The sequence below is a fragment of the Dermabacter sp. genome (assembly GCF_032550575.1).
Classification (GTDB): domain Bacteria; phylum Actinomycetota; class Actinomycetes; order Actinomycetales; family Dermabacteraceae; genus Dermabacter; species Dermabacter hominis.
This window is the reverse complement of record NZ_JAWFZC010000001.1, coordinates 581,615-606,929: the sequence shown is the minus strand read 5'-3', so window position 1 is coordinate 606,929 and position 25,315 is coordinate 581,615. Positions and strand designations below refer to the sequence as shown.

Sequence of the window (25,315 nt, the reverse complement as noted above, 5' to 3'; positions counted from 1 at the left end):
TCCTCAGCATGCCGAGGAGATTCATCAGCTGACCGAGAAACACGGTCGAATGGAGCCATGAGACGACGCATCACCTCGGCGCTCGCGCGCACCCTTGCATGGGCACGTCACACTCTCGTGCCGTTTTCGTGTGCGTGCGGAGAACCAGGGCTTCACATGTGTGATGAATGTGCGAGTGCCCTCTCGAGTGGTGCTATCCGCGTGGAAAGCGTATGCGAAGAGGTCTGCGAGGCACGGCCAAGTGCCGACGGCCGCGAGATCGAAGCGCTGCCGATGTTTCCCGTGGTCACTCTCGCCGAGTATGAGGGGCGCGCGAAGAGCCTTGTCCTCGACTACAAAAACGGAGGGCACTTCGCGCTCGCCCGATACTTCGGTCCTCTCCTTGCAGATGCCCTCGCCGAGTTCGCGGAGCGATGCGCCCACAGGCATATCCTCGTCGCGGTACCCTCGCGCAGCGAAGCAGTGCGGCGCAGGGGAGAGGATCACATGCGGCTCCTCGCCGAACACGTGAGCGCACACGCGCGGGTGCGCCTAGCCCCGGCGTTGCGACTCAGTGGACCGAGCCAACACTCGCAAACGAAGCGCGAGAGGGCGGGCGGGCGAGGCCGCGTGATCGGGCCGAGGAGAAGCGACGAATGGGAGGGGCTGCGCGGCGTTTCGGCGGTCATCCTTGATGACGTTGTCACGACAGGCACAACTCTGAAAAAGACAAGCGATGCTCTCGCAGGACTTGGGGTGCACACCTGCGCGGCACTGACGCTCGCGTCTGCGAGGGTTCCGCGCACACACGTTCCCAGTCTACTCGTGTGATCTGCGGTACGTTTTCAGTCAGAAGCCTCATAATTGAGAGACCACAAAGCGGCAGGGACGCCGCGAACCTCGTGAGGAGGAGGTGAACCACCCACCCGTAGAACCGGGCGGATCGTGGCCGCCCACGCACTTCTCAACTCTGGAGGATTTCCATGGATATCAATGTTGTTGGCCGCAAAATGGACGTTTCCGAACGCTTCCAGCGTCACCTTGAGGACAAGCTCAGCAAGGTCCCCCAACTAGCGCCAAGCGCAATGCGAGTGGACGTTGAAGTTTCGTCCGAAAAGAACCCGCGCCGCGCCGACGAAAGCGAACGCGTTGAGCTCACGGTCCATGACGAGGGTCAGATCATCCGCTCCGAAGCACGCTCCGGGGACCTGTACTCTGCACTCGACCTCGCTCTTGACAAGCTTCATGAACGTCTCCGCCGCCTCGCGGACAGGCGAAAGGACCGGCACCGTGGCCGCTCCAAGGGACATGGCGCTGATACCGAGACGCTCCGCAAGATGCAGGCTGACGCGGACCGGATCGAAGAGCTTTTCGCCAAGGCCGAGTCAGGACCACGCGAGGAGAATGATGACAGCGACGCGGAGGCACCCGACGACCCCGCACTTGATTCGCCCATCGTCATTCGCGAAAAGAAGCACAAGGCCACGCCGATGAGTATCTACGACGCCCTCTACCAGATGGAGCTCGTCGGCCACGACTTCTACCTTTTCATTGATGAGGAAACCGCCAACCCGAAAGTGGTGTACCGCCGCAAAGGATGGAACTACGGCGTTATCGAATTGGAATAATTGTGACCCGCCGCGAAAAATCCAGCTAAGTTGCGGTTTTTCCGGTGTGTGATGCCTTACTCCAGGGGGTCCGGACGCTCAAGTAGCGCGCGGACCCCCTTTGCCACGTAGACTGGCACGGTTCGCGCTGTTATCCGCAAGGAAACCGCGCCGTGAGTGTTCCGCACGCGCGCGTGCATGACGAGATCCTCTAAGGGAGTTTTCCAGTGGCCAAGCTTTTCGACGTCATCCTTCGTGCCGGTGAAGGCCGCGAGCGTAAACGCCTCGCCGACATCGCTCAACGTGTCGATGATATCGAGGAAGGCTTCCTCGAACTCACCGACGATGAACTTCGAGAAGAGACGGAAAAGTTCAAGAAGCGCCTCGCCGACGGCGAAACGCTCGACGACATCCTGATCGAAGCCTTCGCGACTGTTCGCGAAGCCGCACGCCGCACACTCGGCCAGCGCGCCTACCCCGTGCAGCTCATGGGCGGCGCTGCCCTCCACCGCGGCGAGATCGCCGAAATGAAGACCGGTGAAGGCAAGACCCTCGTCGCGACCCTGCCCGCATACCTCAATGCGCTCGCCGGCAAAGGCGTCCATATCGTGACGGTCAACGACTACCTCGCGAAGTACCAGGGTGACATCATGGGCCGCGTATTTCGTATGCTCGGCCTCACAACCGGCGTGATCGTCTCCGGCCAGGATCCCGCGGAGCGCCGCAAGCAGTACGCCGCCGACATCACCTACGGCACGAACAACGAATTCGGGTTCGACTATCTGCGCGACAATATGGCGCACTCGGTCAGCGACAAAGTGCAACGCGGCCACTTCTTCGCCATTGTCGACGAGGTTGACTCAATCCTTATCGATGAGGCCCGCACGCCCCTCATCATTTCCGGCCCGGCCACGGGTGATGTGAACAAGTGGTTCGCTGAGTTCGCGCGCGTCGCAACTAAGCTCAAGCGCGACCGTGACTACGAAGTCGACGAAAAGAAGCGCACCGTCGGCATTCTGGAGCCGGGGATCGACCTCGTCGAAGACCAGCTCGGCATCGACAATCTCTACGAGTCGCTCAATACCCCGCTCATTGGCTTCCTCAACAACGCCATTAAGGCCAAGGAGCTCTTCAAGCGCGACAAGGACTACGTCGTCATGGACGGCGAGGTCATGATCGTCGATGAGCACACGGGCCGCATTCTTTCTGGTCGCCGCTACAACGAAGGCGTCCACCAGGCGATCGAAGCCAAGGAGGGCGTCGCGATCAAAGCCGAGAACCAGACGCTCGCGACGATCACCCTCCAGAACTACTTCAAGCTCTACGACAAGCTCGCGGGCATGACCGGTACCGCCGAAACTGAGGCTGCCGAGTTCATGGGCACCTACAAGCTTGGTGTTGTCCCGATTCCCACGAACCTTCCTCTTCAGCGCATCGATCAGATGGACCAGATCTATCGCACGGAGAAGGCGAAGTACCGCGCGGTCGTCGCCGATATCGAGGAGCGCCATAAGAAAGGCCAGCCGGTTCTCGTTGGCACAGTGAGCGTGGAAAAGTCCGAGTACCTTTCCGCGCTGCTCAAGAAGAAGGGCATCCCTCACAACGTCCTCAATGCTAAGAACAACGAGGGCGAGGCTGCCGTTGTCGCGATGGCGGGCCGCAAGGGAGCCGTCACAGTCGCGACCAACATGGCCGGCCGAGGCACCGACATCATGCTCGGCGGAAACGTCGAGTTCATGGCGCATAAGGAACTCGAGAACCGCGGTCTCAGTGCTGAGGAACAGCCCGAGGAATACGAGGCGGCGTGGGACGACGCGCTCGAGAAAGCCCGCGAACAGGTCGCCAAGGAACACGATGAGGTTGTCGACCTCGGTGGTCTCTACGTTCTTGGCACGGAGCGCCACGAGTCCCGCCGTATCGATAACCAGTTGCGCGGCCGTTCGGGCCGCCAGGGAGACCCCGGCGAGTCCCGCTTCTACCTGTCACTTCAGGACGATCTCGTGCGTCGCTTCTCGCAGGGGCGTGCCGAACAGATTCTTGAGCGCGGAGGCGTTGACGAGGACACGCCGTTGACGGGCAGGATCGTGACAGGGTCGATCCAAGGCGCGCAAAAGCGTATCGAGGCGCAGAATTTCGAGATTCGTAAGAATGTCGTGAAGTACGACGACGTTTTGACGAAGCAGCGTGCCCGCGTGTACGAGGACCGCAACCGCATTCTCGAAGGTGAGGATCTCGAAAACTCCATCACTGGCTACATCGACGACGTCGTGGGAGCGCTCGTGCGTAACGCGACCGCCGGCAAGAGCGCCGAGGACTTCGAACTCGAGGAGCTTTGGGGCTCGCTCAAAGCGCTCTACCCCGCCTCCATCACGGCCGAGGATGTCGTTGAGGAAGTTGGAGGCAAGGAAAACCTCACGGCAAAGCGTCTTGAGCGTGAGATCCGCTCGGACATCGCGATTGCCTATGAAAAGCGTGAAGACGAGCTTGGAGAAGCAGCGATGCGCCAGCTTGAGCGCCGCGTACTCCTTTCGGTGATCGATCGGCGCTGGCGCGAGCACCTCTACGAGATGGACTACCTCAAGGAGGGAATCGGTCTTCGCGCTATGGCCCAGCGAGATCCGGTTGTTGAGTATGCGCGCGAGGGCTTCCTGATGTACAACGACATGGTCGCTGGCATCAAGGAAGACGTCGTGGGGTACCTGTTCAATCTTGATGTCAAGGTGCAGCAAGCACCCAGCAAAGGGCAGGTTCCCGAGAAGGTCGCAAAGCTCGTGCGCGAAGCTGCCGCTCAGGCAAAGGCTGTGCCGGGTGGGGCGAAAGCCGGGTCTGGGACCGCGAACCAAGCCGGCGACTCCGAGGGCATCGAGATCGCGGCGAAAGGCCTTGGCGAAGGGCCGAAGGTTGAGGACTTCTCCTACAGCTCCGCTGAGGGCGAAGCAGCCACCGAGCGGCCGCTCTCGCGTGCCGAGCGTCGCCGCAAGGAGCGCGAGGAGCGTAAACGCACGAAGAACAACTGACCTTCGCCGTCGGTTAAAGCCTGCTGACGTGCGTTAGCCGAGTTCGAGAGTTGTGATTTTCCAGCCGGAACGCTTCTTCTCCCACCTCATGCACACGAACCTGGGGCGAAGGGAGTCTCGCACGACCGAGTTCGCCTCGATCACGCTGTCGCTGACTTGACATATGTGCACACCGCCGACACTCACGCGTGGGGCGACTTTGATGCCAGCAGTGTGCCGGTAGGCGTTGACGCAGGAGACGCGTTTGGCGAAGTTTTCCTGTTCTTGCGGAACGAGAACTTTGCTTAGCGACGTGATGGGGCGATAGCCGTTGAGTACCTCAAGTGCTTGACGCGAGACTGCCTCGACGAGCCTGCGTGCCTTGATGTCGTCGTCGAATGGGGTTTCGATGCGCGGTGACGGGGAATGAGGATTGGTGAGCATGGCGTGAATCTTTCTGCGTGGTGCGGCTAGCGATCAAAGGTTGAAGTTTTGGCCGGGGAAGATTAGATCGACGTCGTCGATTTCGGGATTGAGCGCGGCGATTCTCTCGATTTCGCGAACGATAGCTCCGTTGGTGGGGCGTTCACCGTTGAGGCTGGTGAGATGGCGCTTTGCGATCGTCCATAGCGTGTCGCCCTGCTTCACTGTGTAGGTATCGCTCGAACGTGGCGCCGTTGCGGTGCGAGCGGCGGTAGGAGCCGGAGATGCGTTTTCTTGCTCGATAGCGTTTGGGGCAGCCGCTGGCGCTGGGAGGGCCTGCGAGGCGCCGCTGTACGCCATCGATTGCGAAGGTGTGGGCTCCGCGGTCGTCTCTAGGCTTGGGATGATGCCCGAGTCTGCCTCTCGTGGAGCCCAACCGAGGGTGGTGACGTCGGATAAAGGGATGCCTTCACTATTGCCGATAGCCTCCACGGGGTTGTCTCTTTCCCCCGAATCGGAGGCGTGCGGAGTGGCTGTGGCAGACGGGGGCGTTGGTGCGGCATCGGCGAGAGCCCGTGTGGGGTCGCCAAGGGAGAGGGCTGTTGCCGAGATCCCAAGTGCGACGACCGCGAGGCGCGCGGCTCGCGGAGACCAGAGGCGTAGAGCCTTGAGAGCGAATGTGCGGCGAGAGGAGTGCCTGGGCGCGGTGAGCGCGCACGAGATGAGAATCCAGGTCACGCTTAAGTGCGCGGTGAGCGCGGCGAGCCCTCCGGCGCCTAACGCGAAGACCGAGAGCGCGAATTTTCTGGTGCCTTCGCTCGAGTGAGCGCTATGCAGCGCGAAGGTGAGTGCACCGACAGCGGCGACGCTCGCGATGAGCCACGCGAGCGCCTTGGCGAAGGCGCGAGTTTTTCGAATTGCGACGGGTGCCAATGTGGAGAGCTCGGTGGACTGGAAGCTCTCTGCGCGATGGCTGTGTGCGGTCAACGTCGTGGTCACAGTGTTCCCCCTATGCGTGAGTGCGACTGCTCGCGCGCAGAAACGTCGAAGCTTTGCTGAAGCAGCGGAAAGCCTCTCGGGAGTACTGAGCACGTACGCACCATTTGATGCAGTTTGATGAACTTTGATGTTCATGAAGGATGTTATGTGCTTTTTGGTGGATGTGCAAGAGGTCACTGTGGAGAGTGCGATACCTTGTCGCCATGAGTGCCGATGACCGTCTCGAGGATCTCGATCGCTGGCTCGAGCGAGAGCGCCTTGAACGCATTCGCCAAGACGCGCAGGAGCTCGCCGAAGCAGAGCGTGCGGAGGTGGGACTCCTCGACCGAATCGCGGGGACCGCGGGGCAGGCTGTGACGATAAGTCTTTGCTCAGGTCGGGCATACGAGGGGCGCATGCGACGTGTCGGCCGCGATTGGATCGAGCTCGATGCTCTCCACCCCTCGCGCACAATGATCGTGAACGCGGCGAAAGTCGCGTGGGTGAGTGGCGCTCTTGGTCGGGTGCGACCCGGTGACGAGCGGCGACCGCGGCTAGGGCTGCGCAGTGCTGTGCAAGAAATGGCCGAAACTGGGCGTCGTGCAGTGATCGTGACGGTGGCCGGGGACCTTACCGGGGTGGTGGCGCGAGTTTTCGCAGATCACTGCGAGATCAGGGCGGTCGCAGGGGCCGACGCTTCCAGGCGGACGCAGAGCGTTATTTCCGTGCCGTTTTCCTCGCTCGAAGCTATCTGGGTCGTTTAGTTCTATCGCGTGCGCTCGGCGGTGCGGGCGCTGTTGTGCGCATGAATTTCCGCTTCGGTCTCGGCGTAGGCGCGATCGACGAACGCGCGTAACTCTGCCTCTTCAACGCGCCACTGGCCGCGCCCTCCAAGTTTGATTGCGCGCAGACTTCCGCTCCGCACAAGCGAGTAGGCCTGCGGTTTTTCGATCGCGAGGATCTCGCACACCTCATCGAGCGTGTAGAAGTGCATTGGCATGGTGCTCCTCGGTCAACTTGGCTCTCCACTATTTTTGCATGAACAGTCATCCGGATTAGCGACCCTGTGGATAAGTGTCGACGGGTTGGTGCCCCGGCAGTTGTCCACATTTGGAAAAACCGCTCGCATGCTGCCACGACTGTCGTTATGCTCGTCGTGAACTACGTGGTTCACGAACATTGGGGGGTCAATGGGGGAGCGCACGCGCTTTCGACGCATCAGAAAGAATCCATACCGCGATACCCGCTTGCTTACGGGCGCTGCACTCGTGTTAGGTAGCACTCTCGTCGGGGGCCTGGCATTCACGATGGTGTCCTCGAGCGAAGACGTTCTTGTCGCGACAACCGATATCGCCGAGGGTGACGTGCTCACACCCGAACAATTTACGGTGGCCGAGGTCCGCATGGGGGAGAGTCGTGAGCACTACGTGCACAAAGCCGCCTCGATCGCAGAGGGAAGCGTTGCCCGTGAAAGCATCGCGCGAGGAGAGCTTCTACCCCGCAGCGCCGTCGGGCAAGCGGCAGATTCATCGATGCGTCCCGTTACCATTCAGGTCGATCAGCCAGTTACGTCTTCGCTCAAAAAGGGTGCACTGGTTGACGTGTGGGCTTCCGGTGGTGAGGATGCAGCCAATTCGACGATCCTCGTGGAGGGCGCCGTCGTCCGTGGCGTTGATGAGGGCGGCGGGCTCAGTGGGCGCGGCTCGCGAGTTGAGGTCCTCATCCCCTCCGCACACGTGGCAAGCGTGCTCGATGCACTCGGAACAAAGCGCAACCTCTATGTTGTCGAAGCGCCGGGGCTTTTTGAGGATTCCGAATGATCGACATCCTCGTGTGCGCGTCGGGTGCCGACGAAGTTCAGCTGGTTTCGACCATCGCGCAGCGACTTTCCACTCGTTGCCGTGTGCTTAGGCGGTGCGTTGACCTTACGGAGCTTCTTGCTCTCACACGAGCCGAACTCGGCGATGTTCTCCTTCTCGATGTTGATGTTGCGGGGCTTTCGCGTGAAATCGTCCACGAGATCAGGCGTGGGGGAACCGGCGTCATTGCCGTGACGTCTCAGTCGAGCCGCACCGATCCTGCGACACTTGGAATCACCCTCGAAGTGCACGGCGGAATCGATGCCGATGAGCTCTACGACTTGCTCTTGCACGCGGGGCTCGAAACACAGGACCCCGATCACTCTACGTGGACCCAAGAGCCAAGCACCGACGAGGCGGCCTCTCCAATGCTGACCGTATGGGGCCCCGAAGGCGCCCCCGGGCGCTCCTTCGTCGCCGCACATCTTGCGCACGAACTGTCGCTTCTCAGAGGCGAGAGCATTCTCATCGATGCCGACACCTACGGTCCGTGCCAATCACAGATTTTCGGCGTCCTTGATGAAGTGCCCGGGCTCGTCGCCGCATGTCGAGCAAGCGATAAAGGCGCGCTCACAGCCGAGCTTGTCCTCCAGTATTCTCCGCTCGTAAGCGAAGACCTCCACCTCCTCAGCGGAATAGGCGTCCCGTCGCGTTACATCGAGGTCTACGACAATGCCCTCGAAGCGGTATGTGGAAAAGCTCGAGAGGCGACGAACACCGTCGTCGTTGATGTCGCCGCGCCACTGGACCACGAGGGCAGCGGGGGTGACTTCGGGGCTCAGCAACGCAATGGCACCACGCGAACCGCGCTTGCGTCGGCTTCACACCTGATCGCCGTTGTGGCCGCTGATCCCATTAGCGTGACGCGCTTTGTGCGTGAAGCTCCCCAGGTCATGGAGCTCGCGCGGAATCCCGTGACCGTCGTCGTCAACAAACTCGACTCAAGCGTGACGCTCGCGAGCATCGAGCGGACTCTTCGCGCGCGCCTCGATTTTGATACGTGCCTCGCCCTCCCGCTCGATGCCGCGGTAGCCTCTCGCGCGAGGTGGGACGGCGTCCTCCTGTCAGAGTCTGCACCGAAATCGAAACTTCGGCAGGCGCTCACGCGGCTCGCCACTCACGTCGACCAGAATCTTCTTCGGTAGTCTTGAGGCCTCAGCTGTTACTAGCCAAGGAGAGGCACATGCGCGTGTTCTGCCCTGTGGATGCGCTCGCGGGAGATACGAGCGTTCTCGATATGACGGTCCCGACGTTCGACCTTCCCGCAGGCGCGCGGGTGTGGGGTGTGCCGGCCTCGGCGACTAAGGGGCTCGCTGGTGATGAAGCCGAAGAGCGCGAATTCGAGGCGATGTGTGAATGCATCCTGTCCCTCGCCCACGCGCACAGAAGTGGGGGCCGGATTGCGATCGCAGCGTTTGACCTTCCCGATCGCGCACTCGAGAGCGACGCCTCGGCCGACGTTGGCGAGTGGTCGCACCTCCTTAAGAGCGAGGCGATAACGGTGCCGCTACGGGCCTATCTCATCACCCAGAATTCGGCCGCTGAGGTTGCCGACGACCCCTACGCTCCCGATGTGTTGTGGTTCGACGCGAGCGAAGCCAGCGCCGTCAGGGAGTTCCTCGAAGCCTAGCGCTCGTTTGCGAGGACGTCGTTGGCAAATGCTTCCTCGGTGTCGAAGGCATCGCCCGCTGCTTCGTGTGCGGCCTTTTCGATTGCGCCTCCCACGAGGGGAATTTTTACGCTGAGGTTTGCCTCGATGCTCATGCGCGAGCCGTCGCCGCTGCCGCTGAGAGTAAAGTCCGCCGAAAGGTCGACCGGAAGAGAGGCGACCGTCGCGCGTAGGCGCCCCGTCCGGGAGCCGCCGTCGGGAGCGTCCCAGTCATGCACGATGGTCACGTCGAGGCGCCCGGGCAGGAAACGGCTGAACTTGTCGTGGTCGATCTGCTCGCGTGGCACAGTCGCCTGGATCGTCGTGGTGAAGGCGCTGTCGGGATTGCCCTGGACATCCACGTGCGTATCGTTCACGCCGAGCCTTCGCGCACGCTCAGCTGCGTGCTCACTGCTCGCGTAGAAGCGTGCGACGCGCTCGACGCTCGCGCTGTAGTCGATGGTGTCGTGGAGTGTTTTCACTGTCGTCTCCTCACATCTGGTGCTGACCTAAGACTAGCGGCGCGCGGCGAGACGAGCGTGTGCGCGGTGCCGGACTCAAGCCGTGAGGCAGTAGGCTTGAGATATGGCTCCCACCGTGAACAACGTGCTTACCTATGACGATGAAACGCCGAGGCCCGAGGTTGAGTGGCTCCAGCTTCTCCTCGGTGATTGGCAGGTCGTCTCGGACCTGCTGGGTTCCGATCTCGTGCTGTGGGTGCCGCGCGAAGAGGGGATGTGCGCGACCGCGCATTCGCGCCCGGCTAACGGCAGTACGGTGTATTTCGAGGACCCGATCTCGAGTGTCTACACGCGTGAGGATTGGCCTGAGCTACTCGCGGCCTATGACAATGCGGGAGCAGGCGTCGACGATGTCGACACATTCGTGACGGTCGAGCGCGAGTCTCGCCCCGCATTCGTGCGCTTTGCCCCCGTTCGTCGCAAGGGCGTGGTCCTCGCGATCGTGTCGATCGAATCGTTTACATCGCCCGCCGATGCGCGACTCGCCGCCGCGGAAGTGGAGCAGCATCGGCTTGGCCGAGAATTGCTGCTCATGATGGGGGAGGGGGCGTTCCCCATTAAAGGGGCGCCCGTTCCGCCCCGCCGAGGGGCTCCCCGTGTGGGTGATGGTTGGGTGTCGGTCGATAGCGAAGGCGTCGTAAAGGCCGCCTCTCCGAACGCACTTTCCGCCTTCCACCGCTGCGGGATGCAGGGAGACATGGTGGGGTCTCTCCTCGCGGAGCTCGCGACCGCCGATCTGCAATCTCGAATTCCCGTCGATGAGTCGCTTCCACTGGTGTTGACGGGGCGCGCTGCGTGGCGCGTCGACATGCAGGCAAAAGGCGGGATCCTGTCACTGCGCGCGATCCCGATCACGCGCCGGGGGCAGCGAACGGAGGCCATCATTCTCGTACGCGACGTGACCGAGGTGCGCCGTCGCGAAAAAGAGTTGATGACTAAGGATGCGACGATCCGCGAGGTTCATCATCGCGTCAAGAACAATTTGCAAACGGTCGCTGCGCTTTTGCGCTTGCAATCGAGGCGCATGAAGTCCGACGAGGCGAAGGACGCGTTACTTGAGGCGATGAGGCGCGTCTCGACGATCGCACTGGTTCACGAATCCCTCCTGCAGGGCAGCGAAGAGACCGTTTTGCTTGACGACGTGATCGATCGCTGCCTGCGCCTCGCGGTCGATGCCGCCTCGGCAACGGTGCATGACGGTGACCACGCGAGCGGCATCGGGCAGGTTACGGTCACGACTCACAAGGTTGGCAAGGCAGGGCTCGTACGCGCGGAGGAGGCGACCCCGCTGGCGCTTGTCTTGACGGAGCTCGCCACGAATGCCGTCGAACACGGACTTTCGGAAACCGGAGGAAACCTCACGATCACGAGCGAGCGGAGCGGAACCCATCTCGTGATTGACGTCGACGACGACGGCAAAGGGATGCCCAGCAGGCCCGAGGGACTCGGCACGAACATCGCGCAAACACTCGTGCAGGGGGAGCTTGGTGGCGTTCTCACCTGGGAGAATAGGCCCGACGGTGGCACGCGCGCCACGATTGATGTGTATCTCGACCCGATCTCACGCTAAGGAGTGGGGAGGGCAAGTCCAGAGTTGACGCGGCTGTACCTCGCGGCAGTAACGCCGCTGGATACGGTTCGAAAAATACGCCTGTGTGTAGTGGCCGTTAGGCGACGCGTCGCGCTCGCGCGGTACGGCGCTTAAGCGAGCGGCGCTCATCTTCGGAAAGGCCGCCCCACACGCCGGAATCCTGGCCGGATTCGAGCGCGAACTTCAAGCAGATGTTCATGACCTCGCAGCGTTGGCACACGGCCTTGGCTTCCTGGATCTGGGTGATCGCCGGTCCCGTATTCCCGATGGGGAAGAAAAGCTCGGGATCTTCGGTGAGGCATGCAGCGCGGTGGCGCCAATCCATCGGGTCACTCTCTCTTTCCAGTGCATCGTGACCGTAGTGGGGTCACAATGGCGTGTGGCCCAGTGGGCCTCGACATCAATGCATATCGCCTCTCACACGGTGGTGTCGAAGCGATGTAGTACTCCATTGTTCCTGGCAACGTCGCTAATGGACAAGGATCTAGCGAGAAGATCCCTCGTTATCTTTTCCACACCGCCTGCATCTTGCCAGCGGCGGCCACACGGCGTACCGGGCATTAGGGTGGGGGCATGACTTCCGTTAGCGGTGCCCCCGGTTCCAAGGCGCAATCTCAACGCCCCACGCACCCGCTGCGCCGCGTGAGCGCTGCGCTTCTCGTGGTCGAGGCGCTCCTGCTTCTCGCCGCTGCGCTCTATGCCCTCGTGACGCTCCCCGCTCAGTCCCCGAAACTCTCAACGCTCGCCGTGGGACTCACCGCATGTCTAGGGATCTTCGCCCTGATGGTCGCGCTTGCCGCGCGTTCGCTCATGAAACGCGGTCGCTACGGCGTGAGCTTTGGAGTGACATGGCAGCTTTTTCAGGCGCTGATTGGGGGAAGCCTCATCCGTGGAGGTCTCCTTTGGGCTGGCTTTACTGCGCTCGCCCTCGCGATTGCGCTGTTCGTTCTTCTCATACGCCCTGAGAATCGACCCGATCGCGAGCTCTTTATCGCCGACGAAGACTAAGCCGCCGACGGATCTAGGCAGGCGTCGGATTCTGCCGATCAATGAGGTGGGCGCCCTCGTTCGTCACGTTTCCAACGTCGTTTCCCACTTGGTAGGCTTCAAGCGCTTGAGCTGGGAGCTGCCCTTCAGAGCCATTGATCCAGGTATGGGCGTCGTTCCCCGTTGCGAAAGACTCGAAACCGAGCCAAGTTTCGCGGCTCTCGGGGTTGAGGAAAACGGGCATGCGGGAATGGATTCGTTCGAGTTGTCCCTCGGCCGCTTTCGTAATGATCGTCGCTGTGAGCAGCCATTCGGCTTCTGGCCGCGCAGGATCTTTCCACCATGACACGAGGCCGGCTGCATAGAGGAGTGGGGCGTGCGGATCGTGGAGGTAGTGCGGGTTTTTCCCGTTCGGTCCCGATTGCCATTCGTAGTAGCCGTTCATGGGAACGAGAGCGCGATAGCGGCTAAGGGAGCCGCGAAAACTTGGCTTTTCTCTGAGAGTTTCTCGCCTCGCGTTAAAGGTTTTCGCGGAGAACGAGAGGTCTTTTGCGAACCGTGGGACGAGGCCCCAATGGGCGGTACGCACAGCTCTCGTGAGCGTGCCGGTATCGCGTTCGACCCCCTCGGTCACGACATAGATCGGTGTCGTGGGAGGGATGTTGTAGCGCGCCGCCAGGTGCGGATCGGCGCGATCGAGGGCGCCGATGTCATCGAGAAGCGGCTCGATCTCCTGGAAAAACGCGAAACGCCCGCACATGGCGACGCCGCAGCCTAATCCTGCGCGTCGCGCGCGCTGTCCTCGGTGGTTGAAGCCGCGGGCTCCTCACCCGATGACTCGTCGCTTTCGGAAACGGAGAAGACATCCTCGTCGCCCTTGCGAAGCGCGTCCTCACCCGCGAATGTCGCCGTGTAGTTGCCTTGGTTTTTGTAGAGGTTGCCGACGCGGATTTCGCGACCTTCCTCAACGATCTTGGCGTATTTGAGGTCGGCTTTGGTGGGCGGTTCGGCGCCTCGACTTGGAAGTTCGAAACCGTCCTCGGCGGGCATACCAGCGGCGAGCTGGCGGCCGCGCAAAACCTCGGCGTCAAACGCCGCGCCGAGAATGAGCACGATGCTCACGACCCACAGGACGAACAGGATTGCCATGACGCCACCGATGGCGCCGTAGCTCGAGTAACTCGCTGCGGTCGACATGTAGATGCTGAGGGCAACGAGCGCGAGGGCAATGCCCACGATGGCGAAAATTCCACCCGGCGAGATGAAACGGTACTTGTGCTCAAGGTTCGGTGTCGCCCAGTACAGCAGCGACACGACAGCGAACAAAAGTGCGAGCATGAACGGCCACTTCACCCACGCCCAAATCGGGATAAAGGTGTCGGTGAGGAAGGACAGAAGATCCGGCATCTGGATCGCCGAGAAAATGGGTCCAAAGAGGGAGTCGACCATGCTTTGGTTGAGCAACATGGAAATGAAGAGCAGGAGGATTCCCACGATGAGTGCGGCAGTGACCGCGAGCATCGAGAGGTTGAACTTGACGGGGCCGCGGGTCTCCTCCACCCGGTAAATTTTGTTGGAGGCTCGCGAGAATGCCTTGACGAACGCCGAAGCCGACCACAGGGCGGTCACGATACCGATGATGAGAGCGATCGTGCCTGAGGAGGTCGACCCGAGGAGAGATTTGAGTGTGGATTCGATCGGGCCGCTCAGATCGCCCGAGCCCTTCGCAATGTTCGACTTCGCTACTGCATCGGTAATCAGCCCGACGATTTCGTCTTGGAAACCGCTTAGTACGAGTGCAGCGAGCGAGAAGAGGGCCAGGAGGGATGGGGCGATGGCGAGGACGATGAAGTACGTGAGCTGAGCGGCGAGGTCCGTTCCGCCCGCTCTAGAGAATTCCGTGAGAGTGCGCTTAGCCGCGTACGTCCATTCGGTCTTCGACATCTTTGCTTCGGCCGCGGTATCGCGGGTGGAAAGGCGCGTTGCCATGCGGTCATCCTCTGGGACGGGGAACGGGACGACGCGAGTCTATACGGCCGATCTGCACGTATGCCGCACCGCACACGCACCCGCAGTCTGGATAACCCAGGAATACTTATCCACAATTGCCGAACAGCGTTTCGTGTGCCCTCAAACTCTGGTACAAAGATGACAGAAAGCCCCAGGGGGACGGGGCACGGGGAGCCTTGAGCAGGCGCCACGATTGCATAAGGGGGGGGGAACCCATGCACGACGCACTCGGCATCATCGAGGCCGAAGCTCGCCAAGCGATTCGCGAGCAGGGTCTCGATGCGACATCGTCGTCACTCGATGACCTCATCGCCACAGTCGTCAACGAGTACGACGCCAAAGCTGCCCGTGGTGAAGTCCCTGCGTTGCGTGAGCGCGAGTCGGCCGTGGGGGAAGTGGCCGCACGCATCGGAGGTTTCGGTGCCTTGCAGACGTTCCTCGACGATCCGGAGATCGAAGAAATCTGGATCAACTCGCCGAGCGAAATCTTCGTCCACCGGCACGGCGTCAGCGAATTGACCCCACTCGTGCTTTCGGCCGGCGAAGTTCGCGGGCTCGTCGAACGAATGCTTGCGCAAACGGGTCGCCGCCTTGACCTCAGTACACCATTCGTCGACGCACTTCTCCCCAGCGGTGCGCGCCTTCACGCCGTGATCCCGAATGTCACGCGCAAGCACTGGTCCGTCAACATCCGAAAGTTCATCTCAAAAGCACACTCCCTCGCAGACCTCGTCGCGTTAGGGTCCCTCACGCAGCAAGCTGCCGACTTCCTCGACGCAAGCGTAAAGGCAGGGCTCAACATCATCGTCTCCGGGAGCGTAGGCGCAGGTAAAACGACGATGGTCAGTTGCCTCGGCTCGGCCGTCTACCCGCGCGAAAGGATCGTGACGATCGAGGAAGTATTCGAGCTCAATATCTCGGCACGGGACGTCGTGGGCATGCAGTGCCGGCAGCCGAACCTCGAAGGCGTCGGCGAAATTACGATGCGTCGCCTTGTGAAGGAGGCGCTGCGTATGCGCCCCAGCCGCATAATCGTTGGCGAGGTTCGCGAGGCCGAGTCGCTCGACATGCTCATCGCGCTTAACAGTGGGCTTCCAGGGATGGCCACCATTCACTCCAACTCCGCCCGCGACACGATCGCCAAGCTGTGCACGCTCCCGTTGCTCGCGGGCGAAAATGTCAGCGGCTCGTTCGTGACGCCTACCGTCGCGAACGCAATCGATCTTGTCGTCCACCTCGATCACCTTCACGATGGCACGCGTCGAGTGCGAGAGATCGTTGCCGTTCCGGGGAGAGTCGAAGATTCCGTAGTCGAGCTCGGGCACATCTTCGAGTTCCGTCGCGGCCGGCTATGCAGGGGCGACGCATACCCGCCGCACCCCGAACGGTTCGAACGAGCCGGCTTCTCGCTATCGACCCTCCTTGGAGACAAGCGATGATCCCGGGCTTTGCTGCCGGAGCCCTCTTCGGCCTCGGGCTCGTGACGATCTGGTCAGCGTTTTGGCCCCGTGAAGCGAGGAGGCCGGTGAGGGTGGGCTCGCGTACCCGTATTGAGCAGCGAATCCGCGACGATTTCGCCCGGATCGGGCTCTCGAGCGCACGCCCGCATCACCTTCTTATTGCGTCGGTGCTCACCGGTGGCGTGGCTTTCATCCTCACTTTAGGACTCAGCACCGCGATGATCCCGAGCGTCGCGGCAGGGGTCGGCGGAAGCCTTTTCCCCGCATGGGCGCTGCGAGCACTGGCGAGGCGTCGGCAAGAAAACCTCCGCGAAGTATGGCCGGAAGTAATCGACCTCGTGGGATCGGCTGTCCGCGCGGGGCTCTCCCTACCTGAATCACTTGCCCAACTCGCCGATCGCGGGCCCGAGCAACTGCGCTCGTCATTCGGTGAATTTGCGAGGGAATACCACGCTACCGGCGATTTCTCCTACAGTCTCGATCGCCTCAAGGTGCGCTTGAGCGACCCTGTTGCGGATCGCATCATCGAGGCACTGCGCATTACGCGAGACGTGGGCGGAACCGATCTCGGCACGCTTCTACGCACCTTGTCATCGTTCCTTCGTGAAGATGCGCGCGTGCGCTCCGAGCTCGAAGCGAGGCAGAGTTGGACGGTCAACGGGGCGAAGCTTGCCCTAATCGCCCCGTGGGTGGTGCTCGGGCTCATGATTCTGCGTCCCGAAGCCGCAGAGGCCTACGACTCCGCCGCCGGCGGCATGCTGATCATCGCTGGTGCGCTCGTGTCGTTCTTCGCTTATCGCCTCATGCTCGCGCTCGCGCGCTTGCCGCAAGACGAGAGGGTGCTGCGCAAATGATCATCCGCGACAATACGCTCACGATCGTCATTTTGGGGTGCACCCTCGGCGCACTTTTCGGCCTCGGCCTCGCTCTCGTGATCCTCGAGAATCCGTGGCGGCGACCTCGGTCAGTTGAAGCTCGCGTCAGCCCTTACATTAAACGGGGTAGCGCGCGTGGAGCACTCGATTTTCTCGAGAACAGTGCACGGGTGCATCCCCTCATTGACGCTAGCGTGGGCCCGTTTCTCGAGAGCGTGCGCGCCTTTGCCGCGCGGGCGCTCGGGAGCCAACGTGAGATCGAGAAGCGTCTCGCGCTCGCGGGCGGTCGGATCACCTATCGAGATTTCAGAATTCAGCAGTTCACCTGGGCGATAGTGGCGTTCGTGGCGAGCGCTGCCCTCGGGATGGGGCTGTTCGCGCTTGAGCGAGCGCCGCTCATTGCGCTCCTTGCGCTTGTCGTGATCGCGAGCGTGACCGCACCGCTCGTGCGCGACTACCTCCTCACGAGCGCGATTTCGTCGCGGAAGCAGGCAATGGCGCGCGAATTTCCCACTATTGCCGATCTGCTGGCCCTCGCGATTTCAGCAGGGGAAGGCCCGATCGCGGCGATGGAGAGAGTCGCGCGCACCTCTCAGGGAGAGCTTTCACGGGAACTCGCGATTGCCGTCTCCGAGATCCGCGCGGGAGCGAGCCTCGAGGACGCCCTTATCAATCTTGGGACCCGCTCCCCGCTCGACTCCCTCTCGCGGTTCGCGGAAACCATTGCCGTCGCCCTCGAACGAGGCACCCCACTCGCAGATGTCATGCGCGCGCAAGCGCAAGATGCCCGCGAGCTTTCGAAGCGGACGTTGATGGAGAGCGCAGGACGGCGCGAGGTGTACATGCTTCTGCCCGTCGTCTTCCTCCTCATGCCGCTCGTCATTGTGTTTGCGGTCTTCCCCGGCATCACCGCACTCCAGGTGGGGCTATGACAGGTATGGCCCCGCGTTTTGCAATTTTGGTATCCCACCTCATTTCGAAGGAGAACCCCGTGTCCATTAACCGCTCAACCTTGATTGACAATGCCACCGCCCGCACCCCGCTGCGTGAGCGCATCTCCCGTGCGACCGTTCGTGCTTTCTTCGCGGCGCGCGAGCGCCTTGCCAGTGAACGCGGTGACGTTCCAGGGTGGGTCCTCATCACTCTCATGACGGCCGGCATCGTCGTGGCTCTATGGGCCGTGGCATCCGATGCCCTCGTGGGCTTGTTCAACCAGGCCATGAGCCAGTTCACCGAGTAGCGTGCGCATGCGTATACGTCGATTGCATCGGCGCCTGCGCGAAGAACGGGGCAACGCGGTCGTGGAGTTCCCCCTCATCGCGGCACTCGTGGTGGCGCTTGGCCTGAGCCTTCTCCAGCTCGCCCTCTTCCTTCACGTGCGCAATGGACTCACGGATATCGCCGTACAGTCGGCGTACCACGGGGCGTTGCTCGGTAACGATCCGAGTGACGGCCTCGCACGGGCCTCAGAACTGGCCTCTGCTCGGTTTCAGCAACTCGGTGACGTGGACGTCGAAGCGCGCGAGCATGCGGGCGTGATTGAGATAGAAATCCACGCGGCCCTGCCGCTCATCGGATTTTTCGGACCGAGCAACGCATTGCACGTCGTGGGACATGCGGTGGACGAGGATGCTCTCTAGGTTGGGCGCCGTCGCGAAAGAAACGTTGCATCGGTTGAGGGATGCATCGGGGAACGCGGTCGTCGAGTTCACTGGACTATCTGTCGTCCTCCTCATTCCGCTCGTATATCTCCTGCTCACGTGTGCCTCGGTGCAGTCCGCCTCATTCGCCGCCGACACCCTCGCGCGGCAGATCGCGCGGGTGTATTCCGTCCATGACCTTGCCGAGGGGCGCGAGGAACGCATCGCGGGCATCGTGGCTGAAGTGGAGCGCGACTACGGTGTCGAGGTTGAGGCCGGGGACATCGCAGTGTCGTGTGAGTCGGTGTCATGTCCGGTTGCGGGAGAGGTCGTTTCGGTGGAGGTGAGCCTCGCGGCGCCCATTCCCGGGCTCGGAGTGATCGGTCTGGACTCCTCAATCGTCGACGTGAAAGGCCGACACGCGTTGATTGCTGAAGGAGGCACGCCATGATCCGAAAGCGTCGCCTGGCGCGATGCAGAGGGGAGCGCGGCAACGCCAGCGTCTTGACGATAGGCGTCAGCGTCGTGGTTTTGATGGTGATTGCGTTCGGCATCGCCGTGACCGGTGTCGAGATCGACCGCAATCGTGTCCAGTTCGTGGCGGATGGCGCGGCCCTATACGCAGCGGGGGGAGCGAGCGAAAACAGGCTCTACGATGACGCGGGTGACCCACGTATTCCTACGGAGGCCGAAGCGCGCGAGCGCGCCTCTGCCTATCTCGCGCAGTACCCGCACCAGTTTTCTCGCGTGAGCGATATGGACATTACAGCGCTTGCCCTCTCGCCGAATGGTGAGGTGAGGCTGTCCCTCGAAGCTCGCGTGCACCCGCCGCTCGTGGGGTGGATTTCTCGTGCGCTCGACTCTCCCATCGTTGTGCGCGTGGACTCATCGGCGCATGCGCACTAGTGCGGACCGCCGGTGCTGGTGTGTAGCGGGCCGCATTGGCCCGGGCGCGAGCGTCGCGTCCCTGCCGTGCGGTGAGTGCGTAGCGTAGAGTGGATGTTTGTGAGTTCTGATTTTTCTGCCGAGATTCCCCACCTGCGTTCGACCCTCGAATCGATCGAGAAGGTCACCGATCTTGATGCGCTGACCGCTAGAATCGCCGACCTCGAGAAGCAGGCGGCCGCCCCCGATCTGTGGGATGACCCGGAGGCGGCTCAGAAAGTCACGTCCGATCTCTCGCATGCGCAGGCGGAGAAGCGCCGCGTCAGCGAACTGTCGAGTCGAATCGACGACCTCGAGGTCATGGTCGAGCTTGGCGAGGAAGAAGGCGATGCCCAGTTCGCCGAGGACGCTGAAAAAGAACTTGCCGCGATTCGTAAAGCGCTTGACGAGCTCGAGGTTCGCACGATGCTGAGCGGTGAATACGATCAGCGCAACGCGGTCGTGACGATTCGCGCGGGCGCCGGTGGTGTTGATGCCGCGGACTTCGCCGAGATGCTGCTGCGCATGTATTTGCGGTGGGCTGAACACAAGGGGTACCCCACCAAGGTCATGGACACCTCGTATGCGGAGGAGGCCGGTCTCAAGTCCGTCACCTTTGAAGTGAGTGCGCCATACGCGTATGGAACGCTCAGTGTCGAGGGCGGGACGCACCGCCTCGTCCGTATTTCCCCGTTCGACAACCAAGGGCGCCGTCAAACCTCGTTCGCCGCAGTCGAGGTGATCCCGCTCATCGAAACGACCGACAGCATCGAGATCCCCGAGAATGAACTCAAGATCGACGTGTTCCGTTCGTCGGGTCCGGGTGGCCAGAGCGTGAACACGACCGATTCGGCCGTGCGCATGACTCACATCCCCACGGGCATTGTCGTTTCGATGCAGGACGAGAAGTCGCAGATCCAGAACCGTGCCGCGGCTCTGCGCGTGCTTCAGTCGCGACTCCTGCTCCTGAAGAAGCAAGAGGAAGACGCCAAGCGTAAGGAGCTCGCCGGCGATATCAAGGCGAGCTGGGGCGACCAGATGCGCTCCTATGTCCTGAACCCGTACCAGATGGTGAAGGATTTGCGCACGGAGTACTCGGAAGGCAATCCCACCTCGGTGTTTGATGGCAATATCGATGGCTTTATCGAGGCCGGTATCCGCTGGCGCGTCGAACAGGCACGCACGGAGGACTGACTCGCCGGGGTAGAGCTCGGCCCGTACCCGCACGGGGCCGACGCTTGCTGAGCTCACATGGGCGCGAGGCTCAGCGCGCTGCCTCTAGCACCTCTTGACGAATTCTTGAGGAAAACGTGACCCGTGTGACCGGCCTGAATCCGAAGATTTGAGGTGGGCCGTGGTTAGGGTTGACGGGTACTGACCCTCGTAGTGCCCGCGGACATCTCGAGGGGAGCTGTCGACCCGCCCAGATGGGATGAGCCTGTGATTCGTTTCGAACACGTGACGAAAACATATCAGCGTAAGAGCGCGCCCGCCCTCACTGATCTGTCGATCGAGTTTGAGCGTGGCGAATTCGCTTTTCTCGTTGGGGCTTCAGGCTCGGGAAAATCGACAATGCTCAGGCTCATTTTGAAGGAAACTAATCCGACCTCTGGTTCCATTTTTGTGGCGGGCAAGGACCTTTCGCGTCTGTCGAGCTGGAAAGTTCCCCGGCTCCGCCGTGAAATCGGGATGGTATTCCAGGACTTCCGTTTGCTGCCCTCGAAGACGGCGTTCCAGAATGTGGAGTTTGCGCTCCAGGTCATTGGGACTCCGGGCAGAGTGGTGAAAAAGCTCGTGCCCGAGGTTCTCGACATGGTGGGCTTGGCAGACAAAGGAAAACGGCTTCCGCATGAGCTGTCTGGTGGCGAGCAGCAGCGTGTTGCCATTGCGCGTGCGTACGTGAATCGGCCCACGATCCTTCTTGCCGATGAGCCAACGGGCAACCTCGATCCGGAAACGGCCAAGGGGATTATGGATCTTCTCGCAGACATCAACGATCGCGGAACGACCGTTCTCATGGCTACTCACGACGAGAAAGCAGTGAATCGCTTGAACAAACGTGTGGTCGAACTCGTCGATGGGCACGTTGTGCGTGATGAGAAGCGCGGCCACTATCGAGGATCCTCCGATGAGAGCGTGATCTCGGGCGCGGTACCCGATGGTGAGGCAGCGGGGGAGCGACAGCCGTCGGACTCCGCGACCGGAGGAAGTGTGCGCGCCTCAGACGTAGCTTTCGAGCGGTTTGACGAAACCGCGAGCGGTGACGAGCGCATGGGCGATTTCGATCGCGCCTTCGAGGAATCGGATACGGGCGAGGAGGATGAACTCGCATGAGGCTTCGCTACATCCTTAAAGAAAGCTTCGGAGGGCTTCGTCGCAACATCGCGATGGTGATTTCCGTCGTGATTGTGACCGCGGTTTCGCTCACGTTCGTGGGAGCGGGGCTTCTGATGCAGAAGCAGATTGTCGCGCTTCAGGACATCCTCGTGAAGAACTCGCAAATTAGCGTCTATATGTGCTCTCCGCATTCGACGGCGACATCATGTGCCGGCGGCGCTGCGACGGACGCACAGATTGCCGAGGTCCGTGAGGCGCTCAAGGGTGATATTTTGGGCCCGTATATCGCGTCCGTGGATGAGCGCTCCCAGGAGGAAGCTCTCGAGGTGTACCGCGATCAGTTTGGCGGTGAGAGCTTTGCGCAGGATTTCACTGCCGAAGATATGCCGGTGAGTTTCCACATCACGCTTGTGGAGGCGGAGCGCTCGAGTGCTGTCGTGGATTTCTTCCAGGGGAGAGAAGGGGTCGATGAGGTATCCGATCTTCTCGCGGTATATGCACCGTTTATTTCGATCTTGAATCAATCAACTGTCTTTGCGATCTCTCTCGCTGTCGTCATGCTGGTGGCGGCGGTGCTCCTCGTTGCGACGACGATCCGTATGTCGGTGGCGAATAGAAGGCGTGAGATTGCGATTATGCGCCTTGTAGGCGCGAGCAATATCTTTATTCGCTTGCCATTCCTTCTGGAGGGGGCTGTTGCCGCACTGATCGGCGGAGCGCTGGCTACCGGTGTACTTTCGCTCGCCATTAAATATCTTGTGGAGGGCTGGCTCGCTCCGACTCTCGGAGCTGATCTCATCCACATGACGATGTCGGACCTGTTGTGGGTAGGACCTATTTTGCTCGCGCTCGGTGCTATTCTCGCGATAGGCTCGTCCGTCGTTTCGCTCAACCGCTATTTGAAGGTGTAGGCAGGTTCTGGATATGTCGAATGATGAGGGGAAAATGAATTTTCTTTCTCGACGCGCACTCGTGAAAGGTGCGTCGTTCGCTGCCGTTCTCGGCCTAGCCTCGTCAGGCATTTTTTCGCACGACTATGTGCTCGCTGACGATATCGACGACAAGAAGAAACAAAAGAAGAGCGTCGACGAAAAGCTTGCAGCGTTGCGCGAGGACCTCAACGAGGTTGACACGGAGCTTGCCGACGCGTACCTCGCCCTCGCCGAAACTGAGTCGAGGATTCCCGATGCACAAGCACGCCTCGACTCTGCGCGCTCCGCGCTCGAGGCGGCGAAAGCTGAAGACGCTCGCCAGGCGAAGCGGCTCGAGGCCGCGCAAGCCGAGGAGAGTGAAATCCGGCAGGCCGTCGAAAGTGGCCAGCAAAAGATTTCGCAGTCGAACGAGGACGTCTCGCGCGCCTCTATCGAGGCGTATAAAGGCACGAGTGCTCCCAATCCCGCGTCGATTTTCTTGAATTCGGAGAATCCGCAGGACGCGGTCGATCGAACGATGAACTACCGCCTCACGCTTCAAGCGCAGGGCGCGAAGCTCACGGATCTTCGCGGTCAGCAAGCCACGAACGTGAACTCCGCGGACCGACTTGAGGCGATCCGTGCCGAGATCGAGGACCTCAAGAAGAAGTCAGCGGCTGCGGTCGCCGAGCGCCGCCAGGCCGAGAGTGAAGCGGCGCAGGCAAAGAAAGACCTCGATGGTCTTTACGCTTCGCAGAAATCTCAGGCGGCGAACCTCGAAACGCTCAAGGACAAATATCGAGCGTCGGAATCGGCCCTCGAATCCCAGTCGAGCGCTCTCGAAACAGACATTCAGCAACTCATCGAAAAAGAACGTCAGGAGGCGCTTGCGCGCCAGCGCGAGCAGGAGCGGAAGGCTCGGGAGGCGCGCGAGGCTGAAGAGCGTCGGGCAAAACGCGAGCGGCGTAAGCCCCGCAAGATCTCCGCGCCGAAGCCTGAGAGTGGCGGTGGCGCATCGTCGGGTGGCTTCCGCGATCCCGTTTCGGCGCGCCGCAGCTCGATGTTTGGCTATAGGTTCCACCCCGTGTACCACACGCGCAAGCTCCACAAGGGTATGGATTATGCGGCGGCATGCGGGTCTCCCGTGGGGGCGATGGCTGCGGGGAAAGTCCTTGCGACGACTTACAACAGCGGCGCCGGCAACAAGGTCATCGTGAGCCATGGCCTGTATAACGGTCAGATCCTCACAACCTCGTATCACCACCTTCAGGGGTTCGCGGTCTCTGCCGGCCAGCGGATCGAGGCTGGGCAGACCGTGGGTTACGTCGGCTCCACGGGAGCTTCGACCGGCTGCCACCTGCATTTCGAGACGCACCTCGACGGCACGGCGCTCGACCCCCGCAAATTTGTGGGATACTAGGCGGTCAATGTGTCAGCAGGTGTGGAGGGATGAACGTGGCCACGAAGGCCGGAAAGAAGCAGGCGCCCGTAGCGCCGGAGCGAAAAAAGCAGCTCATCGCCTCGAATAAAAAGGCGCGCCACGACTACCACATCGATGCGACGTGGGAAGCCGGCGTGGTCCTCCAGGGAACCGAGGTGAAGTCGCTGCGCGAGCGCGGCGCGTCTCTCGTTGATGGCTACTGCTATATCGACAACGGCGAAGTGTGGATGGATGCCGTGCACATCGCTCCGTACGTGCGGGGTACGTGGACGAATCACGCGGCGCGCCGCAAACGTAAGCTCCTGTTGCACAAACGCGAGATCCTGAAACTCATGAATAAGACTCGCGAAAAGGGGTACACGATCATCCCCCTATCGATCTACTTTCTTGGCTCGCACGCCAAGGTCGAGATTGCGCTTGCTCGCGGCAAGAAGGAGTGGGATAAGCGCCAAACCCTGCGCGAAAAGCAGGATGCTCGCGAGGCACAGCGTGCGATGAGGCGGCGCGAGATGCTCAGCTAGCGTCGGAAATTCCCGCCCGTCCCGGACGGGTGGCAGGAAAACGGGTCCGACGGTTGCTCGCCGGGAATAGGGTCTTGGTGTTGCGCGTTGAGAGCTGTATACTGAACTGCTGCGCCTTGCGGTGCAGGAGATTTTTGATAATCACATAGGGTGTGCGAATCAGGCACGCATCCCACCCGCATATGCGGGTGCAGATTATCTGGCGCGTCCCGCTGTGGGCGTCGCCACCCGATACGGGGTCGATCGGTTTCGACGGTAGTTGTCCAGCGAGGGGAAGCGGGCCGAGGATCCAGGGTTATCTCGCTAACGCTCCCTGGAAAACAATAAGTGCCGAACCTAAGCGCACTGACTTCGCTCTCGCTGCCTGATCAGCGACAGCAGTCTGGACCGTCAGGGATTGCCTTCGATCTGACCTGTCCATCATCTAGAGGGCCACTGCTTCCAACCCTGGTCACCGGGGTTGGGTGAACACCTTAGAGTGACTGAGCCTGTCAGCGACGTGTCCGTGTGAGCGCTGGGGCTGAGAAAACGATTTCGCGGACTGCGCCCGGAGAAGCCCTGGCTTCGCACTATCGGACGCGGGTTCGATTCCCGCCGGCTCCACGAT

28 protein-coding genes and 1 other RNA gene are annotated in these 25,315 nt (G+C 61.3%); 22 read left to right on the top strand and 7 right to left on the bottom strand.

Annotated features, from left to right (window positions below):
* Positions 1 to 57: 57 nt before the first annotated feature.
* From E6X30_RS02810 to secA, 3 genes are all read left to right on the top strand, one after another.
* Positions 58 to 810 carry a ComF family protein gene (locus E6X30_RS02810; protein WP_040386598.1) on the top strand — a complete coding sequence of 251 codons (753 nt, stop codon included), beginning with the start codon at positions 58 to 60 and terminating at the stop codon, positions 808 to 810.
* 152 nt (positions 811 to 962) lie between these two features.
* Positions 963 to 1,607 (top strand): ribosome hibernation-promoting factor, HPF/YfiA family, encoded by a 645-nt coding sequence (gene hpf / locus E6X30_RS02805; protein WP_016664997.1) that lies wholly within the window; start codon positions 963 to 965, stop codon positions 1,605 to 1,607.
* Between the two features lie 206 nt (positions 1,608 to 1,813).
* Positions 1,814 to 4,603 (top strand): preprotein translocase subunit SecA, encoded by a 2,790-nt coding sequence (gene secA, locus E6X30_RS02800; RefSeq protein WP_016664996.1) that lies wholly within the window; start codon positions 1,814 to 1,816, stop codon positions 4,601 to 4,603.
* 33 nt (positions 4,604 to 4,636) lie between these two features.
* On the opposite strand, the gene E6X30_RS02795 is transcribed toward secA, so the two are convergent.
* Both E6X30_RS02795 and E6X30_RS02790 read right to left on the bottom strand, forming a co-directional pair.
* On the bottom strand, positions 4,637 to 5,026 hold the full coding sequence (locus tag E6X30_RS02795) for an Rv3235 family protein (protein ID WP_016664995.1): 390 nt from the start codon (positions 5,024 to 5,026) through the stop codon (positions 4,637 to 4,639).
* Between the two features lie 33 nt (positions 5,027 to 5,059).
* A complete protein-coding gene (locus E6X30_RS02790) occupies positions 5,060 to 6,004 on the bottom strand; it encodes a LysM domain-containing protein (RefSeq protein WP_016664994.1) in 945 nt (314 codons plus the stop codon).
* A 203-nt stretch (positions 6,005 to 6,207) separates the two neighbouring features.
* Here E6X30_RS02790 and E6X30_RS02785 point away from each other — a divergent pair, with 203 nt between their 5' ends.
* A complete protein-coding gene (locus tag E6X30_RS02785) occupies positions 6,208 to 6,747 on the top strand; it encodes a hypothetical protein (RefSeq protein ID WP_040386597.1) in 540 nt (179 codons plus the stop codon).
* Positions 6,748 to 6,749: 2 nt separating this feature from the next.
* Here the strand turns inward: E6X30_RS02785 and E6X30_RS02780 are convergent, their stop codons facing one another.
* Positions 6,750 to 6,983 (bottom strand): helix-turn-helix domain-containing protein, encoded by a 234-nt coding sequence (locus E6X30_RS02780; RefSeq protein ID WP_034373922.1) that lies wholly within the window; start codon positions 6,981 to 6,983, stop codon positions 6,750 to 6,752.
* A 268-nt stretch (positions 6,984 to 7,251) separates the two neighbouring features.
* On the opposite strand from E6X30_RS02780, the gene E6X30_RS02775 reads away from it, so the two are divergent.
* From E6X30_RS02775 to E6X30_RS02765, 3 genes are read left to right on the top strand one after another with little or no spacing between them, the layout of a single operon-like run.
* Positions 7,252 to 7,803, top strand: a complete 552-nt coding sequence (locus E6X30_RS02775; protein WP_172620182.1) for an SAF domain-containing protein — start codon at positions 7,252 to 7,254, stop codon at positions 7,801 to 7,803.
* Entirely contained in the window at positions 7,800 to 8,987 is a 1,188-nt protein-coding gene (locus E6X30_RS02770) for a hypothetical protein (RefSeq protein ID WP_016664990.1), read from the top strand. The genes E6X30_RS02775 and E6X30_RS02770 overlap by 4 nt, the downstream gene beginning before the upstream one ends.
* A 38-nt stretch (positions 8,988 to 9,025) precedes the next feature.
* Complete coding sequence (locus E6X30_RS02765) at positions 9,026 to 9,472, top strand: hypothetical protein (protein ID WP_070458129.1); 447 nt, start codon at positions 9,026 to 9,028, stop codon at positions 9,470 to 9,472.
* Here E6X30_RS02765 and E6X30_RS02760 read toward each other — a convergent pair.
* The gene (locus E6X30_RS02760; protein WP_070458131.1) at positions 9,469 to 9,972 is read right to left on the bottom strand and encodes a DUF2505 domain-containing protein; all 504 of its coding nucleotides are present in this window, start codon (positions 9,970 to 9,972) and stop codon (positions 9,469 to 9,471) included. The two genes, E6X30_RS02765 and E6X30_RS02760, sit on opposite strands and share 4 nt — an antisense overlap.
* 103 nt (positions 9,973 to 10,075) lie before the next feature.
* On the opposite strand from E6X30_RS02760, the gene E6X30_RS02755 reads away from it, so the two are divergent.
* The gene (locus E6X30_RS02755) at positions 10,076 to 11,581 is read left to right on the top strand and encodes a sensor histidine kinase (protein ID WP_016664987.1); all 1,506 of its coding nucleotides are present in this window, start codon (positions 10,076 to 10,078) and stop codon (positions 11,579 to 11,581) included.
* A 97-nt stretch (positions 11,582 to 11,678) separates the two neighbouring features.
* Here the strand turns inward: E6X30_RS02755 and E6X30_RS02750 are convergent, their stop codons facing one another.
* Positions 11,679 to 11,927 (bottom strand): WhiB family transcriptional regulator, encoded by a 249-nt coding sequence (locus tag E6X30_RS02750; RefSeq protein WP_016664986.1) that lies wholly within the window; start codon positions 11,925 to 11,927, stop codon positions 11,679 to 11,681.
* Positions 11,928 to 12,175: 248 nt separating this feature from the next.
* Between E6X30_RS02750 and E6X30_RS02745 the strand changes: the two genes are divergently transcribed.
* Positions 12,176 to 12,610, top strand: coding sequence for a hypothetical protein (locus E6X30_RS02745; RefSeq protein ID WP_016664985.1), 435 nt, complete (start codon positions 12,176 to 12,178; stop codon positions 12,608 to 12,610).
* A gap of 13 nt (positions 12,611 to 12,623) precedes the next feature.
* On the opposite strand, the gene E6X30_RS02740 is transcribed toward E6X30_RS02745, so the two are convergent.
* Together E6X30_RS02740 and E6X30_RS02735 are read right to left on the bottom strand one after the other, a co-directional pair.
* Positions 12,624 to 13,349: an SOS response-associated peptidase gene (locus E6X30_RS02740; RefSeq protein WP_316335693.1), complete on the bottom strand. Its 726-nt coding sequence runs from the start codon at positions 13,347 to 13,349 to the stop codon at positions 12,624 to 12,626.
* A gap of 14 nt (positions 13,350 to 13,363) precedes the next feature.
* Positions 13,364 to 14,578: a YihY/virulence factor BrkB family protein gene (locus E6X30_RS02735; protein ID WP_016664983.1), complete on the bottom strand. Its 1,215-nt coding sequence runs from the start codon at positions 14,576 to 14,578 to the stop codon at positions 13,364 to 13,366.
* Positions 14,579 to 14,814: 236 nt separating this feature from the next.
* Here E6X30_RS02735 and E6X30_RS02730 point away from each other — a divergent pair, with 236 nt between their 5' ends.
* The 13 genes from E6X30_RS02730 (at position 14,815) to ssrA (ending at position 25,314) form a co-directional block, all read left to right on the top strand.
* Entirely contained in the window at positions 14,815 to 16,038 is a 1,224-nt protein-coding gene (locus E6X30_RS02730) for a CpaF family protein (protein ID WP_016664982.1), read from the top strand.
* Entirely contained in the window at positions 16,035 to 16,913 is an 879-nt protein-coding gene (locus tag E6X30_RS02725) for a type II secretion system F family protein (protein WP_034373909.1), read from the top strand. Before E6X30_RS02730 ends, E6X30_RS02725 begins: the two co-directional genes overlap by 4 nt.
* Positions 16,910 to 17,866: a type II secretion system F family protein gene (locus E6X30_RS02720; RefSeq protein WP_034373905.1), complete on the top strand. Its 957-nt coding sequence runs from the start codon at positions 16,910 to 16,912 to the stop codon at positions 17,864 to 17,866. Before E6X30_RS02725 ends, E6X30_RS02720 begins: the two co-directional genes overlap by 4 nt.
* 59 nt (positions 17,867 to 17,925) lie before the next feature.
* Complete coding sequence (locus tag E6X30_RS02715) at positions 17,926 to 18,174, top strand: hypothetical protein (protein WP_034373902.1); 249 nt, start codon at positions 17,926 to 17,928, stop codon at positions 18,172 to 18,174.
* Positions 18,175 to 18,181: 7 nt separating this feature from the next.
* Positions 18,182 to 18,574, top strand: a complete 393-nt coding sequence (locus E6X30_RS02710) for a hypothetical protein (RefSeq protein ID WP_051120722.1) — start codon at positions 18,182 to 18,184, stop codon at positions 18,572 to 18,574.
* The gene (locus E6X30_RS02705; RefSeq protein ID WP_034373896.1) at positions 18,564 to 19,025 is read left to right on the top strand and encodes a hypothetical protein; all 462 of its coding nucleotides are present in this window, start codon (positions 18,564 to 18,566) and stop codon (positions 19,023 to 19,025) included. The genes E6X30_RS02710 and E6X30_RS02705 overlap by 11 nt, the downstream gene beginning before the upstream one ends.
* Positions 19,022 to 19,480: a pilus assembly protein TadG-related protein gene (locus tag E6X30_RS02700; protein ID WP_016664976.1), complete on the top strand. Its 459-nt coding sequence runs from the start codon at positions 19,022 to 19,024 to the stop codon at positions 19,478 to 19,480. Before E6X30_RS02705 ends, E6X30_RS02700 begins: the two co-directional genes overlap by 4 nt.
* Before the next feature lie 93 nt (positions 19,481 to 19,573).
* The gene (gene prfB / locus E6X30_RS02695) at positions 19,574 to 20,692 is read left to right on the top strand and encodes a peptide chain release factor 2 (RefSeq protein WP_070458154.1); all 1,119 of its coding nucleotides are present in this window, start codon (positions 19,574 to 19,576) and stop codon (positions 20,690 to 20,692) included.
* A gap of 246 nt (positions 20,693 to 20,938) precedes the next feature.
* Positions 20,939 to 21,832 (top strand): cell division ATP-binding protein FtsE, encoded by an 894-nt coding sequence (ftsE, locus tag E6X30_RS02690; protein ID WP_034373889.1) that lies wholly within the window; start codon positions 20,939 to 20,941, stop codon positions 21,830 to 21,832.
* Positions 21,829 to 22,746: a permease-like cell division protein FtsX gene (gene ftsX / locus E6X30_RS02685; protein WP_034373887.1), complete on the top strand. Its 918-nt coding sequence runs from the start codon at positions 21,829 to 21,831 to the stop codon at positions 22,744 to 22,746. Before ftsE ends, ftsX begins: the two co-directional genes overlap by 4 nt.
* A 34-nt stretch (positions 22,747 to 22,780) precedes the next feature.
* Complete coding sequence (locus E6X30_RS02680) at positions 22,781 to 24,166, top strand: peptidoglycan DD-metalloendopeptidase family protein (protein WP_316335692.1); 1,386 nt, start codon at positions 22,781 to 22,783, stop codon at positions 24,164 to 24,166.
* A gap of 35 nt (positions 24,167 to 24,201) precedes the next feature.
* A complete protein-coding gene (gene smpB, locus E6X30_RS02675; RefSeq protein ID WP_016664971.1) occupies positions 24,202 to 24,708 on the top strand; it encodes an SsrA-binding protein SmpB in 507 nt (168 codons plus the stop codon).
* Positions 24,709 to 24,943: 235 nt separating this feature from the next.
* Positions 24,944 to 25,314, top strand: a transfer-messenger RNA (tmRNA) gene (gene ssrA, locus E6X30_RS02670).
* The last annotated feature ends 1 nt before the right edge of the window (position 25,315 follow it).

What these genes read in the sequence shown, in the direction of transcription:
- E6X30_RS02780 (WP_034373922.1), bottom strand. Translation starts at nt 6,983, where the DNA reads ATGCCAATGCACTTCTACACGCTCGATGAGGTGTGCGAGATCCTCGCG.
- ftsX (WP_034373887.1), top strand. Translation starts at nt 21,829, where the DNA reads ATGAGGCTTCGCTACATCCTTAAAGAAAGCTTCGGAGGGCTTCGTCGC.
- E6X30_RS02745 (WP_016664985.1), top strand. Translation starts at nt 12,176, where the DNA reads ATGACTTCCGTTAGCGGTGCCCCCGGTTCCAAGGCGCAATCTCAACGC.
- E6X30_RS02795 (WP_016664995.1), bottom strand. Translation starts at nt 5,026, where the DNA reads ATGCTCACCAATCCTCATTCCCCGTCACCGCGCATCGAAACCCCATTC.
- E6X30_RS02710 (WP_051120722.1), top strand. Translation starts at nt 18,182, where the DNA reads ATGCGTATACGTCGATTGCATCGGCGCCTGCGCGAAGAACGGGGCAAC.
- E6X30_RS02755 (WP_016664987.1), top strand. Translation starts at nt 10,076, where the DNA reads ATGGCTCCCACCGTGAACAACGTGCTTACCTATGACGATGAAACGCCG.
- E6X30_RS02770 (WP_016664990.1), top strand. Translation starts at nt 7,800, where the DNA reads ATGATCGACATCCTCGTGTGCGCGTCGGGTGCCGACGAAGTTCAGCTG.
- E6X30_RS02700 (WP_016664976.1), top strand. Translation starts at nt 19,022, where the DNA reads ATGATCCGAAAGCGTCGCCTGGCGCGATGCAGAGGGGAGCGCGGCAAC.
- E6X30_RS02735 (WP_016664983.1), bottom strand. Translation starts at nt 14,578, where the DNA reads ATGGCAACGCGCCTTTCCACCCGCGATACCGCGGCCGAAGCAAAGATG.
- prfB (WP_070458154.1), top strand. Translation starts at nt 19,574, where the DNA reads ATGTTTGTGAGTTCTGATTTTTCTGCCGAGATTCCCCACCTGCGTTCG.
- E6X30_RS02750 (WP_016664986.1), bottom strand. Translation starts at nt 11,927, where the DNA reads ATGGATTGGCGCCACCGCGCTGCATGCCTCACCGAAGATCCCGAGCTT.
- hpf (WP_016664997.1), top strand. Translation starts at nt 963, where the DNA reads ATGGATATCAATGTTGTTGGCCGCAAAATGGACGTTTCCGAACGCTTC.
- E6X30_RS02720 (WP_034373905.1), top strand. Translation starts at nt 16,910, where the DNA reads ATGATCATCCGCGACAATACGCTCACGATCGTCATTTTGGGGTGCACC.
- E6X30_RS02740 (WP_316335693.1), bottom strand. Translation starts at nt 13,349, where the DNA reads ATGTGCGGGCGTTTCGCGTTTTTCCAGGAGATCGAGCCGCTTCTCGAT.
- E6X30_RS02785 (WP_040386597.1), top strand. Translation starts at nt 6,208, where the DNA reads ATGAGTGCCGATGACCGTCTCGAGGATCTCGATCGCTGGCTCGAGCGA.
- E6X30_RS02810 (WP_040386598.1), top strand. Translation starts at nt 58, where the DNA reads ATGAGACGACGCATCACCTCGGCGCTCGCGCGCACCCTTGCATGGGCA.
- E6X30_RS02725 (WP_034373909.1), top strand. Translation starts at nt 16,035, where the DNA reads ATGATCCCGGGCTTTGCTGCCGGAGCCCTCTTCGGCCTCGGGCTCGTG.
- E6X30_RS02680 (WP_316335692.1), top strand. Translation starts at nt 22,781, where the DNA reads ATGAATTTTCTTTCTCGACGCGCACTCGTGAAAGGTGCGTCGTTCGCT.
- E6X30_RS02765 (WP_070458129.1), top strand. Translation starts at nt 9,026, where the DNA reads ATGCGCGTGTTCTGCCCTGTGGATGCGCTCGCGGGAGATACGAGCGTT.
- E6X30_RS02730 (WP_016664982.1), top strand. Translation starts at nt 14,815, where the DNA reads ATGCACGACGCACTCGGCATCATCGAGGCCGAAGCTCGCCAAGCGATT.
- E6X30_RS02705 (WP_034373896.1), top strand. Translation starts at nt 18,564, where the DNA reads ATGCTCTCTAGGTTGGGCGCCGTCGCGAAAGAAACGTTGCATCGGTTG.